Below are 14491 nucleotides of genomic sequence, written 5' to 3'. Positions count from 1 at the left end.
GCGCCTTACTGCGCCGTACCCGGTGCGCCGGGAGCCGCACCTTCGCTCAGCAGGTGCTCGGCATCGATGCGGTCGAAGTGGTAGCGCTGCGCGCAGAACTCGCAGACCACCTCGATCTCCCCGTCGCGCGCGGCCAGCGCCGCCTCCACCTCGTCGCGACCGAGCGAGCGCAGCATCGCGGTGACCCGCTCGCGGCTGCAGCTGCAGCCGAACGCCAGCGGGCGCGGCTCGAACAGGCGCACCGATTCCTCGTGGTAGAGCCGGTACAGCAACTGCTCCGGCGCACTGGCCAGCAGTTCCTCCGCGCCCAGCGTGGCGGTCAGGTGCACCACGCGGTTCCAGGCATCGTCGTCCTGCACGACGGCATGGCCACCCTCGCCCGGCATCTTCTGCAGCATCAGGCCGACCGCGCGCTCGCCATCGGCGGCCAGCAGGATGCGCGCCGGCAACTGCTCGGACTTGGTGAAGTAGTCTTCCAGCGAAGCGGCCAGGTCGGCGTGGCGCAGATCCACCAGGCCCTGGTAGCGCTGGCCACGATCGACGTTGCCGATGGTGATGGCCATGATCGCGTCAGCCAGCGCATCCAGCGCCAGCGGCGCGGGCAGCGGCTCGTTCCAGCGCGCCAGCCCGCGCAGGCGGCCCTGGTCGCTGCATTCGGCGAACAGCAGGCGCAACGCGCCGGCGCTCTTCAATTCGATCGACAACGCGCCGTCGAGCTTGATGCCGCCGGTCAGCAGCGCGCTGGCCGCCAGCGCCTCGCCCAGCAGGGCGTGCAGCGCCGGCGGGTAGTCTGCGCGGCCGGCCACTTCGCGCCAGGCCGGCCCCAGCCGCACCAGGGTGCCGCGCACTCCGGCGCGCTCGAGCAGGAAGCGGTGCAACACGTCATCCACAGGCAGTTCGTCCACGGCAAAACTCTCTTCGGGTCAAGCGCCACAGATGGGGGCACCGCGGCGTCCGGACAACGTCCCGGCGGCGGGCCCCTATACTGCCTGCCTCCTTCCGCGCGTACCGCCATGCCTGTTCCGTTCCGCCGCGCCCCGCTGACACGCCTGCTGCGCCTGCTGGCGATCGCGCTGCTGGCCTGGCTGGCGCTGAGCTGGCTGGTGGTGCTGGTGCTGCGCTTCGTGCCGCCGTGGACCTCGGCGGTGATGCTGGAGCGCCAGCTCGGCGCGTGGATCCACGGCGAGCACGACTTCCGGCTGCGCCAGCACTGGGTGCCGTGGAGCCAGGTGTCGGGCTGGGTGCCGCTGGCGATGGTGGCCGGCGAGGACCAGAAATTCCCCTACCACCACGGCTTCGACCTCCATTCCATCCAGGACGCGCTCGACGCGGCCGATGACGGCGGGCGCCTGCGCGGCGCCAGCACGATCAGCCAGCAGACCGCCAAGAACCTGTTCCTGTGGAACGGCCGCAGCTTCGTGCGCAAGGGGCTGGAGGCGTACTTCACCGTGCTGATCGAACTGAGCTGGCCGAAGCAGCGCATCCTCGAGGTGTACATGAACATCGCCGAGCTGGGCGACGGCGTCTACGGCGTGGGCGCGGCCAGCGAGGCGTACTTCCACGTTGCGCCGGCCCAGCTCGGCCCGGCCCAGGCCGCCCGCCTCGCCGCGGTGCTGCCGAGCCCACGTCGGCTGCACGCCGACCGCCCCAGCGCCTACCTGCAGCGCCGCGCCGGCTGGATCCAGCAGCAGATGGTCCGGCTCGGCGGCCCCGGCTATGTCGAGGGCCGCGCGCCGCTGCATCCGCCGCATTGAGCGCGGCTCGCCTCGCCGCAGCCAGTTGGTTAGCATGACGCCGACTTTCGCAGGTTCCACCCATGCCGCAGCTCACCGTCGTCGTTCCCGCCTACAACGAATCGGCCGTGCTGCGGTCGTTCCACGAGCGCCTGTGCAAGGTGCTGGACGGCCTGCCGCTGGCGTGTGACGTGCTCTACGTCGACGACGGCAGCCACGACGACACCTGGTCGATCATCGAGTCGCTGGTCGCCGCCGATCCGCGCACCGGTGCGCTGAAGCTGTCGCGTAACTTCGGCAAGGAGGCGGCGCTGACCGCCGGACTCGACGCCGTACTCGCCGATGCCGCGGTGGTGATCGATGCCGACCTGCAGGACCCGCCCGAACTGATTCCCGCCCTGGTCGAGCAATGGCAGGCCGGCTACGACGTGGTCTACGCCACGCGCAGCGCGCGCGAAGGCGAGAGCGGTTTCAAGCGCCTCACCGCGGCGGCGTTCTACCGCAGCATGGAGCGCCTGTCCGAGACCGCGATCCCGCGCGACACCGGCGACTTCCGCCTGCTCTCGCGCCGGGCGCTGGACGCGCTGCAGCAGTTGCGCGAACGGCAGCGCTTCATGAAAGGCCTGTTCAGCTGGATCGGCTACCGGCAGACCGCCGTGCACTACCAGCGCGAACCGCGCCAGGCCGGCACCACCAAGTGGAACTACTGGCGGCTGGGCCAGCTGGCGATCGAGGGAATCACCTCGTTCTCCACCGCGCCGCTGCGGCTGGCCACCTGGGTCGGGCTGGCCGCGGCCGGGGTGTCCTTCGCCTACGGCGCCTTCGTGCTGCTCAAGGCCCTGCTCTACGGCGACCCGGTGCGCGGCTACCCCACCCTGATCCTGGTGGTCCTGTTCCTCGGCGGGGTGCAGTTGCTGGCGCTCGGCGTGATCGGCGAATACCTCGGCCGCAACTACGCCGAGAGCAAGCAGCGGCCGCTGTATTTCATCGAGGAACGACGCCCGCCACGCACGCCGCGCTGAACCCGGCAGGGCTTCACAACTTCGCTACACGCCAGCCCGGCCGCGGCGCTAGACTCATTGCGGGCGGCCCGTCCGGGCCGATGGGAGAGTCCAGCATGAGCCAGGTCAAGCATCTGCTGCAGGGCAAGGGCAACGCGGTCTACAGCATCGCGCCGGAAGCGCCGGTACTCGATGCGATCAAGCACATGGCCGAGCATCGGATCGGCGCGCTGCTGGTGATGCGCGGCGAGCAGCTGGTCGGCGTGATGTCCGAACGCGACTACGCGCGCAAGGTGATCCTGCAGGGCCGCTCCTCGTCGCGGACCGCCGTGTCCGACATCATGAGCGGCACCCCGCTGACCGTGAGTCCGGACACCGACGTGTTCGACTGCATGCGCCTGTGCACCGACAGCCGCATCCGCCACCTGCCGGTGGTGCAGGGCGGCAAGGTGGTCGGGGTGATCTCGATCGGCGATCTGGTCAAGGCGGTGATCGACGCGCAGGCCGAGCAGATCGAGCACCTGCAGCGTTACATCACGAGCTGAGATTCGGGATTCGGGATTCGGGATTCGGGATTCGGGATTCGGGGAAGCATCGGCTCAAACCGGTGCTTGCGTATCCTTGTCCGCTGGCGCACGGTCGTCCGGCGTCAGATCCGGCGACCAGCCGGCACGCCGCGCCACCACGGTCGCCAGCGCAGCGACGCCGGTACCGGCCAGGGCCAGGCCGGCCACGCCCCAGCCCAGCAGGCGCAGGCCGCTCACCGCGCTGGTCACCACCAGGTCGCCGAAGCGCCACACCGCGGTCTCCACGAAGTTCTTGCCCTTGTAACGCGTCTCGCGCGGCACCCGCGTGTACAGCGCGTCCACCGCCGGCTTGGTCATGCCGTAGGCGAAGCCGCGCGTGATCACCTGCATCACAGCCAGCAGCGGCACGCTGTAGCCGAAGAACGCAAAACTCCCGCCACCGATCAGCGCCACCCCGGCCAGCAAGGCCAGATTCACCAGCGATGGGACGACCAATCCCCAGCCCGCGCCGCAACGCACCAGCAGCCACGGCGTCACGCTCAATTGCAACACCGCACCGAGCAGGTTGGTGGCCAGGTCGAGGTCGTTGTAGAACGCCGTGCGCGACACTGCGTCGGCAAAGTGCGCCTTGGCATAATCGGCCACCAGCGCATAGGCCAGCGTGCCGATGCCGTCGCCGAACAGCATCAGCAGGGCCATGTAGCGCAGGAACGGACGCGACCACAGCTCCCTGATGCCGGCCCACAACGAACCGCCGATGGCCTCATCACCATGACCGCCCGGTTGGCGTTCATGGTTCGTCGAAAGCCGCAGCAACAAGGCCAGCGACAGCGACAATGCCAGCGCCGAGACCAGCAGCAGCGGCGCCACCCCGATCGTCCGCACCAGCAGCTTGGTCACCAGCGGCCCGAACAACGCCCCGCCCATGCCGCCGAGCGCAATCAGCGAGAACACTCGCCGCGCCTGCCCGCTGGAGAAGATGTCCGCCATGAAGCTCCAGAACAGCGACACCACGAACAGGTTGAACACGCTGACCCAGACGAAGAACAGCACACCCAGCTCGCGCGCGCCGATGCGCTCCTGCGCCATGAATGCGGGCACGAACGCGAGCAGACAGACGATGAAGAAGCCGTAGCTCCAGGCCAGCAGCGGCCGGCGCCGGAAACGCGCCACCAGCATGCCGAACAGCGGCGTCAGCAGCAGCATCACCACGAACACCGCGCCGTAGAACAGCGGCAGCGACTGCGAACCGACCGCCCCGCTCAGCTGGTCCCGGACCGGCCGGATGATGTAGTACGAGGTCATCACGAAGAAGAACGCCAGCGCGGACAGCGCCGGCGCAGCGGCTTGTTCCACTGGCGATGAACGGGGCAAACTCACGGGGGCATCCGGCGTGGGGCGCGGCAAGCCTAGCACGCGGCCACATCGAGCCAGCCAAGCGGGGACGTCTTGAAAAACTTCGACTACATCATCGTCGGCGCCGGCTCGGCCGGCTGCGTGCTGGCCAACCGGCTAAGTACCGACCCGGGCAAGCGCGTGCTGCTGCTGGAAGCCGGCCCCGCCGACTGGAACCCGCTGATCCACCTGCCCGCCGGCATCGCGCGGCTGGCCACCAACCGCGCGCTCAACTGGAACTACCGCACCGAACCGGAGCCGACGCTCGGCCAGCGCCGCCTGTGGTGGCCGCGCGGCAGGACGCTCGGCGGTTCCAGCTCGATCAATGCGATGTGCTACGTGCGCGGCGTGGCGGCCGACTACGACGGCTGGGCCGAGGCCAGCGGCGACCCGCGCTGGTCGTGGCGCGAGGTACTGCCGTGGTTCCTGCGCAGCGAGGACAACAGCCGCGGCCCCAGCGCGCTGCACGGCGTCGGCGGCCCACTGGGCGTCGCCGATCTGCGCCACCACAACGTGCTGTCGGAAGCGTTGCTCGACGCGGCCGCGAGCGCCGGGTTCGCGCGCAACGACGACTTCAACGGCGAACCGCAAGCCGGCTTCGGGCTGTACCAGGTGACCCAGCGCGACGGCGCCCGCTGCTCCAGCGCCACCGCCTTCCTGAAGCCGGCGCGCCGGCGCGCAAACCTGCACGTGCGCACGCACGCGCTGGTCGAGCGCGTACTGCTCGAGCACGGCCGCGCGATCGGCGTGCAGCTGCGCCGCGGCCAGCACGGCGCCGAGCGGATCGAGGCGGGCGAGGTGATCCTCGCCGGCGGCGCGATCAATTCGCCGCAGCTGCTGATGTTGTCCGGCATCGGCCCGGCCGACCACCTGCGCAAGCACGGCATCGCCGTGCTCGCCGACCTGCCCGAGGTCGGCGCCAACCTGCAGGATCACCTGGACGTCTGCACGCTCGACGGCAACCCGAACCGGGTCAGCTACGACCACCTCAACGAGCTGGCTGCCGGCTGGCGCTGGCTGCGCCACCGCGACGGACCGGGCAGCTCCAACGTGGCCGAGGCCGGCGGCTTCGTGCGCAGCCGCCACGCCGCGGACGCGCGCTGCGACCTGCAGTTCCATTTCGTGCCCGCGCTGCTCGACGACCACGGCCGCCATCGCCTGCCCGGCTACGGCTACACCCTGCACGCCTGCTACCTGCATCCGCGCAGCCGCGGCCGGCTGCGCCTGCACTCGGCCGACCCGGCGCAACCGATCGCGATCCACGCCGGTTACCTGAGCGATCCGGAAGGCCACGACCTGAAGCTGATGATCGAGGCCGCACGGCTGTCGCGCGAGATCCTCGACCAGGCCGCGTTCGCGCCGTACCGCGGCGCGCCGGTGTTCCCCGAGCGGCGCATCACCAGCGATGCCGAGTACGCCGACTTCATCCGGCGCAAGGCGGAAACCATCTACCACCCGGTCGGCACCTGCCGCATGGGCCGCGACGGGCGCGCGGTTGTCGACAGCGAGCTGCGCGTGCGCGGCGTGACCGGCTTGCGCGTGGTGGATGCCTCGATCATGCCGAGCCTGCCGACCGGCAACACCAACGCACCCACGATCATGATCGCCGAACGCGCGAGCGCGTTGATCCTCGACGAAGGACGAACCCTGTAGGAGCGCACCCCCGGATCGAGTCCGGGGCAGGCTCTGTGCGCGATGCTTTCCGTCACGTGACCAAGAGCATCGCGCGCGACCAAAGGAAGTCCCTTGTGGACAAGGCGCGCTCCTACAAAGGCAGCGGGGAATGCAGGCTGGCGCAGATCACCCGCAGCAGTTCCACCTCCTCCACGCTGACCTGGCCGTCGGCGCGGATCGCGCGCAGCAAGGCCTGGATCACCCGTTCCTTGGCCATCGGGCTCAGGCCGTCCAGATCGTCCAGCGCGCGCTCGAACGGCGCCTGCCAGGCCGCCGGCGGCGGCGTCCACTCGATGGCCTCGCCGGGGAACGCCTGCTGCATCGCGAACAGCCATGCGCGCCTTGCGCCGGCCTCGTCCGAGCAACCGGCCGCGGCGACGATGGTGCACACCAGGACCACGCTGTCGCGCACAGCCGGGAGCTTTTTCACGCCATCGACCGGCGCGCGGCGCGGCGCGCGCGCCTCGCTCAGCTGAATGCGCAGCAGCCGCGCCAGGCAGTACTCGTTGATGTCGACCCGGCCGTCCACCTTGACCAGGTCGTCGAGAGCGCGCAGCAAAGTCTGCTGGCGTCCGTCAGGCAGTTGCCTGAGTGCAGGAAACGCCAGCGAGACCAGCGGCAGACGCGCAACCGGCGTCAATGCGGCCAGGGTGGAAGCCTGCGCCTGCACGGCGCGCTGCACGTCGTCGCCAAAGGCATCGGCGACGATCCGGCGCTGCGCCGGCTGCAGCTCTGCCTCCAATGACAGCGCCAGCGCCAGCATCACCGTCAGTGCGGACTCGGGCTGCTGCACGGCTACGCTCAGGCTCGGCGGTATCGCCTGCTGCACGGCCGCGGCACGCTGGAACGCTGGCGCAGCCGCGGCAACGCCGCCGGCCAGCACGCCCGTCGGTATCGGTGGCAACGGCAAGCCCGGCATGCCGGAGGAGGCGGCCGCGGCGTTCGCCCGCACAGGCGGTGGCGACGCCGCTTCGCGCGGCATTCCTGCCGCCATGCGGGTCAGGTCAGCCTCGTTGAAGCCAGGCTCCAATGCGCGGATGCGCTCGAGCAGGGGCGGATGAGTGGCGAACAACGCGTTGAACCGCCCGGCTTCGCCGAACAGCATGTGCGCCACCTCCTGCCGGTTCGCCACCTGCAAGGCGGAGCCCTCGACGTCGATCGCGATCTTCTTCAGCGCGCCGGCGAGACCGTCGGTCTGGCGGGTGAACTGCACCGCCGAGGCATCCGCCAACGCTTCGCGCGAACGCGCCACCGCGGCCTGGATCAAGCGCGCGAAGAAATAGCCGATGTAGCCGACCACCATCAGCGCCACACCGATCAGCAGCACCTGGCTGCCGCCGCGACGACTGCCGCGGCCGCCGAACTGCAGCAGCCTGCGCCCCGCCACCGCCAGCACCAGGATGCCGAACAGCAGGCCCATCAGGCGGATGTTGAGCCGCATGTCGCCGTTCAACACGTGGCTGAACTCGTGCGCGAGCACGCCCTGCAACTCGTCGCGGCTGAGCTTGTCCAGGCAGCCCCGGGTCACGCACACCGCCGCGTCGGAGCTGGAGTAGCCGGCGGCGAACGCGTTGATGCCTGCTTCGTCGGCCATCAGGTAGATGTCCGGCACCGGCACGCCGGAGGCGATCGCGACTTCCTCGATCACGTTGCGCAGCCGGCGCAGCTGCGGGTCGCCGGTGTCCGGCGGCACCGCCACCGCGCCGACGCTTCCGGCCACGGCCTTGCCGCCGCCGGACAGGCTCATGCTGCGGAACAGCGAACCCAACCCGATCCCGACGACCACCGCGGCGCTGCTGACCAACAGCAGCGGCAGGTTCGACGCCGCCGGCTCGCCGTCGGCCGGATAGCGGCCAAAGGCAAGCCACACCGCCGCGTCGATCGCCGCCACGATCGCCGCCACGGCCAGTGCGAACAGCAGCACCAGCCGCCGGCTGCTGCTGCGTACGCGCGCCTGTTGCGCAAAGAAATCCATGCAAGCTCCCGGAGTGCGCCGCGGCGCGCGCCGCGACGCCGCGATCAGCCGAAGGAAACCTTCGGCGCGTCGCGCACGGCCGGGTTGTCGATCGCCAGCGGTTCGGCGGCGGCGAAGCCTAAGCCGTTCGCCACCAGCGCGGCGGGAAAGACCTCGCGCCGGTTGTTGTAGGTCAGCACCGCATCGTTATAGGCCTGGCGCGCGAATGCCACCCGGTTTTCCGTGGAGGTCAGCTCTTCGGAGAGCTGCATCATGGTCTGGTTCGCCTTCAGGTCGGGGTACGCTTCCTGCAGCGCAAACAAATGCCCCAGGGTCTGGGTCAGGGCATTTTCGCTGCTGGCCAGCTGCTGCATCGCGGCCGGGTCGCCCGGGTTGGCCTTCGCACCGGCCAGCCCGCTGACCGCCGCGTTGCGCGCCTGCACCACCGCCTCGAGCGTGCCGCGCTCGTGCGCCAGGTAGCCTTTGGCGGTCTCCACCAGGTTCGGAATCAGGTCGTGGCGCCGGCTGAGCTGCACGTCGATCTGCGCAAACGCGTTCTTGTAGCCGTTGCGCGAAGTGACCAGTCCGTTGTAGATCGCCACGAAGTACAAGACAATCAGAATGATGACTATCAGAAAAATGATCAGGCCCATCATCACGCTCCCCTTTCCCAAGGCGCATCCCCCGCGCCGGAACCACGCCAGAATACCATGCAGTTTCAGAACATCTTCCTGCTGATCGCCGGTGCGCTGGGGCTGGCTTGCACGCCGCTGCCCGCCGCCGCATCGCTCGCCCCGCCGGCATCCGCCGCGCTGTCGACCAGCGTCGACAATGCGCCGCAGAAGCTGCCCGCGGCGCGCGTCAAGCAGACTCTCGCGGACTACCAGCACTGGCTGGATCGCCTCGCCCAGCGCGATGCCGTGGCCGGCCTGGCCACGGCGGTGGTGATCGACGACAAGGTGGTGTTCGAAGGCACCGTCGGCTATGCCGATGCCGCCACCAAGCAGCCGATCAAGCCGGACACCGTGTTTCGCCTCGCCTCGCTGTCCAAGGCGTTCGCCACCGCCATTGCCGGCCTGCTGGTCGACGACGGCAAGCTGGACTGGGACACCAAGCTGGTCGACGTGCTGCCGTACTTCAAGCTGAAGGACATGCAGGCCGCCTCGCAGGCCACCGTCGGCGACATCCTGGGGCAGCGGCTGGGCCTGCCGCGCAACACCTACGACAACATGCTCGAAGGCGACACTTCGTACGAAGAGCTGGTGCGCAAGCTGGACGAGGTCAGCATGGTCTGCGGCGTGGGCCAGTGCTACGGCTACCAGAACGTCGCCTTCAGCATGATCGGCGACGTGGTGCTCGCGCGCACCGGCGACTTCTTCTATCGCCAGGTCGACAAGCGCATCTTCTATCCGCTGGGCATGACCACGGCCAGCTACGGTCGCGCCGCGCTGGAATCGAGCAAGAGCTGGGCGCGTCCGCACCGCGCCACCAGCCGGGGCTGGGTGCCGTTCGATCCGAACGAGACCTACTACCGGGTTGCGCCGGCGGCCGGCGTCAACGCCAGCCTGCGCGACATGGAAAAGTGGCTGATCGCGCAGATGGGCGGCCGCCCGGACGTGCTGCCCACCGCGCTGCTGGACACGCTGCACAAGCCCGGCGTCGCCACTCCCAGCGAACTGCATGCCACGCCCTGGCGCCGCGAGCGGCTGAGCGGCGCGTACTACGGGCTCGGCTGGCGGGTGTACGAATACGGCGGCGAAACGCTGATCTACCACGCCGGCGCCGTCGCCGGCTACCGCACCATGATCGGCTTCTTCCCGAAGTACCGCACCGGCGTGGTCACCCTGTGGAACTCCACCGGCCCCATGCCAAGCGGACTGATGCCGATGGTGTTCGACGACCTGCTGGGCCTGCCGCATGTCGACTGGGCCAATCTCGACAGCGCCGCCAAACCGGCAGTGCAACCGCGCGCAAAGGCAAAGGCCAGGACCAAACCACGCACGCATCGCCGCATGCCGCGGCAGCGCTGAGCAGCCTTGCCCAAAGAAAAAGGCGGCGCATGCGAAACATGCGCCGCCCGGCTTGCCGCGCTTACGCCACGATCAGAGCTTGAACTCGATCCGCTGCTGCTTGACGCTGGAAACCGCCACGCCGTCCTTCATCGCCGGATTGAAGCGGTAACGCTCCACCGCGTCGACCGCGGCACGGTCGAAGACATGCCGCGGCTGCGACTCGACCACCTTCACGTCGCTGGTCGTGCCGTCGGGATCGACCGTGAACGACACCACCACCCAGCCTTCCTGGCGGGCACGCATCGCGGCCGTGGGGTAGCGCGCGGGTGCGCCCTTCACCAGCACCGCCGCCGTGGTCCCGCCAGCCGCATTGCTGCCGCTGTCCGCCGCCGCGGTGGCGTTGCCGCCGGTCGCCGCCGGTGCCGAACCGGACTGCTGCGCCGCGCGCGACTGTTCCGTCTTCTGCTGTGCGGCCAGCTGGGCCTTCTGCTGCTCGGCCAGCTGCTCTGCCGCCTGCTTCTCCGCGGCGGCCTTCTGGGCGGCCAACTGCGCGGTCTTCTCCTGACCGACGGCGAGCTGCTGCTGCTTGTCCTGCGTCTTGCGCTGGGCATCCAGCTTGGAGCGCAGGATGGTCAGGGTGAAGTTGGCCGGATCGGCCTTCGCCAGCAGCTCGATCTGCCGCTGCGCCTCGCCGAGGTCACGCGAGTTGATCGCCTGCTCGGTCGAGTTGGCCGCGAACGGGAACGTCTCGCGCAACGCATCGGAAGCCACCTTGTTGCCGGGGTCCTTTTCCAGCACGCGCAGGTAGAACTCGAAGGCGTTGTTGCCGGTCGGCGCCAGGTAGCGCTGCTCGTTCATGGCGGTACGCGCCTCGGCCAGCAGCTGGTTGAGATCCATCGCCGCCACGTTGGCCGGCGGCGGCGCCGCCTGCGTCGCGGTGGAAACCGGCGTGGACGGATGGCCGCCCGCGTCGGCCATGATCAGGTCCTGATGCGGCTTGATGATCAGGAACCACGCGCCCACGGCGAGCAGGACAAAAATGGCGATGATGGCAATGACCAGCGGCCGAACGGCCCCACGCGCACGCCGGCGCGTATCGAGTATGTATCGGGTATCCATGGTCTCTCACTGAGTATCGACAGATACCCGCGCTTTTTCCCCCTGTCCATCCAGGAGCGGCGAATCCCCCGGATTCACCGCGGCGCGGATATGCAGAAGGTAACTCCAACGGCGCAGCACGGCAAATCATGCGCGCTGTCACGGCAACGGCCGGAAACCCGGTGCAGGCGAGCGTGACCGGGCGCATCAGACGAGGATTTTCCCGCCCCTGAAACGAAGCGTCCCGGCCAGGCCGGGACGAAGGCTTCTCGAAGTGCTCTCCCCGCGCTGGGCACCGCGGGGAGAGAAGTCGATGGCTAATCTTATTGTGGGGTGTCGCGTGTCGCCTTACTTCTTCGCTTTGGTCTTCGCGGTCTTGGTGGCCTTCACCACCTTGGCCGGTGCAGCTTTCTTGGCGGCGGCCTTCTTCGGCGCAGCCTTCTTCGCAACCTTCTTCACCGCGGCTTTCTTGGCGGCCGCCGGCTTCTTGGCGGTGGCCTTCTTGGCCGACTTCCTGGCGGCAGCCTTCTTGGCGGCCGGCTTCTTGGCAACCGGCTTCTTGGCGGCGGCCTTCTTCACGGCGGGTTTCTTGGCGGCGGCCTTCTTGGCGGCCGGTTTCTTTACAGCGGATTTCTTGGCAGTGGCCATGGTTCGTCTCAGCTCCTCATCAGTTGGCAGTGGTTGCCCAGTAAAAGCGTGCAGGAACGCCTCGACCAACAAATCGCTGTTGGTGGCGTGCCGAAGATTGTTCACTTGGCGGTGGGTGCGCAAATCAGAAAGCCGCCGCAGCACGTGCAGCGGAATCGAGACGGTGATCTTGCGTACTGCGTTGGCCTTTTCACCGTGCTCGACATACGGCTTGATGTACTTCGTTGTCGCCATGAAAACCCATTCCCTGTGATCTGTTGCGAAAGCTATCCCCGAAGATTTCGGCTGTCAATTGATTTCAATCATCAAATCAACCCTTTTCCAACCATTCCAAATCGGCCCGAGGCCTTCCGCACCAAGGCTTGCGGGGTATCATGCGGATTAATCAAATAGACGTCTGGACGTCCATAGTATTTTCTTCAATAAATCGGCCTTACTCCCTAAACCGTTGGTACACAACGATTTCAAGGCCAATCCCCGCAGTGGCCATTGAAACGGCCGCTACACGAAGCCTTCAGCACGAAGCACTTTCCGGGTCGCCGACAAGCTGCCTGCAGATGAACGGAACACGACCGGAAGCGGTCCGGTCCGCGTCCCGGCCAGGCGAAAAATATTTTTCGCGATCGCCCCGTCCGGGCTCGGGCGACGCGAACGGAAGGCGTGACATCGGCGGCGGCGACCTCGCGCAAGACGATCGCGCGAAGTCATCGCTGGCACCACCGCGTCGACGAGATGCGCTTGCGCAACGCCTGCCGCGCGCACCACGCGGGCACGGATCACTGCGACAAAACGACACCGGCCGCACTGGGCGGCCGGCAGGGTCGGGCATGCTCGCGCGCGACTTCAGTGGTCTTCGTTCTCGACCAGTTCCGCGTAGTCGTTGGCGTCGAGCAGCTCGTCGAGTTCGACGCGGTCGCTCGGGCGCACCAGGAAGATCCAGCCTTCGCCGAAGGCGTCCTCGTTGATGGTCTCGGGCTTGTCGTTGAGCAGCTCGTTGACCGCGACGACCTCGCCGGACACCGGCGAGTAGATGTCCGAGGCGGCCTTCACCGATTCCACCACGGCGGCGCCGCTCCCCGCTTTCACGGCGGAGCCGACTTCCGGCAGCTCGACGTAGACCAGGTCGCCGAGCTGGTCCTGCGCGTGGTCGGAGATACCCACCCGGACCAGGCCGTCGTCTTCGGCGCGGGCCCACTCGTGGGACTTGAGGAATTTCAGATCGCCGGGAATCTCGCTCATGATCGGGGTCCAGTCGTTGGGTTGGGTCGGGTTGCCGGCGGTGATTCTAGCGATATCCGCCGGGGAAGAATGTACTGCGGCGCGATGTCGCTCAGATCCCTTCGCAGGGCTTGCCGTCGCGCACGAACGGGTATTTCACCAGGCGCACCGGCACTTCGCGGCCGCGGATGTCCACGCGGATGGCGCCCGGCTCGCCGACGGGGATGCGCGCGAACGCCACCGCCTTGTCGAGGGTCGGTGCGAAGCTGCCGGAGAGGATTTCGCCCTCGCCGTTGGCGGTGAGCACCTTCTGGCCGTGGCGCAGCACGCCCTTCTCGTCCAGCACCAGGCCAACCATCACGCGCTTCACGCCGGCGGCCTTCTGCGCCTCCAGCACCTTGCGGCCGATGAAATCGCGGCCCTCGTCCAGCGCGATGGTCCAGCCGAGGTTGGCTTCCCACGGCGAAACCGTCTCGTCCATGTCCTGGCCGTAGAGATTCATGCCGGCTTCCAGCCGCAGCGTGTCGCGCGCGCCGAGGCCGGCCGGCTTCACGCCGACGGCGGCCAGCGCCTCCCACAGCGCCACGGCATGCTCGGCCGGCACGATGATCTCGAAACCGTCCTCGCCGGTATAGCCGGTACGCGCCACGAACAGCGGCATGCCATGCGGGCCCTGCGCGGCGGCGGCGGCGAACTTGCCCAGCTTCTCGATGCGCGGGCGATCCATCTCGTGCAGCACGCCAAGCACCTTCGCGCGCGCGTGCGGACCCTGTACCGCGATCATGGCGAACTCGGGACGCTCCTTCACCTGCACGTCGAACGCCTTCGCCTGCTGCTCGATCCAGGCCAGATCCTTGGCGCGGGTGGCGGCGTTCACCACCAGCCGGTAGAACTCGTCGCCGAGGAAGTACACGATCAGATCGTCGATCACCCCGCCCTGCTCGTTCAGCATGCACGAGTACAGCGCCTTGCCGTGCGCCTTGAGCTTGTCCACGCTGTTGGCCAGCAGATGGCGCAGAAAGTCCTTCGTGCGCGCGCCATGCAGGTCGATCACGGTCATGTGCGAGACGTCGAACATGCCGGCGTCGCGGCGCACCGCGTGATGTTCCTCGATCTGCGAGCCGTAGTTGATCGGCATGTCCCAGCCGCCGAAATCGACCATGCGCGCCCCGAGCGCGCGGTGGGTGGCGTTGAGTACGGTTTTCTCGGTCATCGCGGGGTCGCCTGGCGG

Annotated in this window: 13 protein-coding genes; 5 read left to right on the top strand and 8 right to left on the bottom strand. The window is 68.4% G+C overall.

Annotation, left to right across the window (positions count from 1 at the left end; translation table 11 throughout):
* Nucleotides 1-5: 5 nt before the first annotated feature.
* On the bottom strand, nt 6-905 hold the full coding sequence (gene hslO, locus LRK53_RS04555; RefSeq protein WP_027492823.1) for an Hsp33 family molecular chaperone HslO: 900 nt from the start codon (nt 903-905) through the stop codon (nt 6-8).
* Between the two features lie 108 nt (nt 906-1013).
* On the opposite strand from hslO, the gene mtgA reads away from it, so the two are divergent.
* The 3 genes from mtgA (at nt 1014) to LRK53_RS04540 (ending at nt 3279) form a co-directional block, all read left to right on the top strand.
* Complete coding sequence (mtgA, locus tag LRK53_RS04550) at nt 1014-1754, top strand: monofunctional biosynthetic peptidoglycan transglycosylase (protein WP_027492822.1); 741 nt, start codon at nt 1014-1016, stop codon at nt 1752-1754.
* A gap of 62 nt (nt 1755-1816) precedes the next feature.
* Nucleotides 1817-2755: a glycosyltransferase family 2 protein gene (locus tag LRK53_RS04545; RefSeq protein WP_027492821.1), complete on the top strand. Its 939-nt coding sequence runs from the start codon at nt 1817-1819 to the stop codon at nt 2753-2755.
* Nucleotides 2756-2850: 95 nt separating this feature from the next.
* Nucleotides 2851-3279, top strand: a complete 429-nt coding sequence (locus tag LRK53_RS04540; protein ID WP_027492820.1) for a CBS domain-containing protein — start codon at nt 2851-2853, stop codon at nt 3277-3279.
* A 54-nt stretch (nt 3280-3333) separates the two neighbouring features.
* Here LRK53_RS04540 and LRK53_RS04535 read toward each other — a convergent pair whose 3' ends face one another.
* The gene (locus tag LRK53_RS04535) at nt 3334-4566 is read right to left on the bottom strand and encodes an NTP/NDP exchange transporter (protein ID WP_037089748.1); all 1233 of its coding nucleotides are present in this window, start codon (nt 4564-4566) and stop codon (nt 3334-3336) included.
* Between the two features lie 144 nt (nt 4567-4710).
* Between LRK53_RS04535 and LRK53_RS04530 the strand changes: the two genes are divergently transcribed.
* Nucleotides 4711-6309 carry a GMC family oxidoreductase gene (locus LRK53_RS04530; protein WP_027492818.1) on the top strand — a complete coding sequence of 533 codons (1599 nt, stop codon included), beginning with the start codon at nt 4711-4713 and terminating at the stop codon, nt 6307-6309.
* A 112-nt stretch (nt 6310-6421) separates the two neighbouring features.
* Here the strand turns inward: LRK53_RS04530 and LRK53_RS04525 are convergent, their stop codons facing one another.
* A complete protein-coding gene (locus tag LRK53_RS04525; RefSeq protein ID WP_027492817.1) occupies nt 6422-8305 on the bottom strand; it encodes a M48 family metallopeptidase in 1884 nt (627 codons plus the stop codon).
* Nucleotides 8306-8349: 44 nt separating this feature from the next.
* Complete coding sequence (locus tag LRK53_RS04520) at nt 8350-8937, bottom strand: LemA family protein (protein ID WP_027492816.1); 588 nt, start codon at nt 8935-8937, stop codon at nt 8350-8352.
* A gap of 57 nt (nt 8938-8994) precedes the next feature.
* Between LRK53_RS04520 and LRK53_RS04515 the strand changes: the two genes are divergently transcribed.
* On the top strand, nt 8995-10314 hold the full coding sequence (locus LRK53_RS04515) for a serine hydrolase domain-containing protein (RefSeq protein ID WP_027492815.1): 1320 nt from the start codon (nt 8995-8997) through the stop codon (nt 10312-10314).
* Nucleotides 10315-10386: 72 nt separating this feature from the next.
* On the opposite strand, the gene LRK53_RS04510 is transcribed toward LRK53_RS04515, so the two are convergent.
* From LRK53_RS04510 to gcvT, 4 genes are all read right to left on the bottom strand, one after another.
* Nucleotides 10387-11415 (bottom strand): energy transducer TonB, encoded by a 1029-nt coding sequence (locus LRK53_RS04510; protein WP_235642529.1) that lies wholly within the window; start codon nt 11413-11415, stop codon nt 10387-10389.
* A 327-nt stretch (nt 11416-11742) separates the two neighbouring features.
* A complete protein-coding gene (gene metJ, locus LRK53_RS19345) occupies nt 11743-12276 on the bottom strand; it encodes a met regulon transcriptional regulator MetJ (protein WP_027492813.1) in 534 nt (177 codons plus the stop codon).
* A gap of 609 nt (nt 12277-12885) precedes the next feature.
* Nucleotides 12886-13281 (bottom strand): glycine cleavage system protein GcvH, encoded by a 396-nt coding sequence (gene gcvH / locus LRK53_RS04500; protein ID WP_027492812.1) that lies wholly within the window; start codon nt 13279-13281, stop codon nt 12886-12888.
* Nucleotides 13282-13372: 91 nt separating this feature from the next.
* Nucleotides 13373-14473 carry a glycine cleavage system aminomethyltransferase GcvT gene (gene gcvT / locus LRK53_RS04495; RefSeq protein ID WP_027492811.1) on the bottom strand — a complete coding sequence of 367 codons (1101 nt, stop codon included), beginning with the start codon at nt 14471-14473 and terminating at the stop codon, nt 13373-13375.
* Between the last annotated feature and the right edge of the window lie 18 nt (nt 14474-14491).

It is taken from the genome of Rhodanobacter thiooxydans, from assembly GCF_021545845.1.
Taxonomy (GTDB): Bacteria; Pseudomonadota; Gammaproteobacteria; order Xanthomonadales; family Rhodanobacteraceae; genus Rhodanobacter.
Note: the sequence above shows the minus strand (reverse complement) of the source record. Positions and strands in the feature narration are given on the sequence as shown.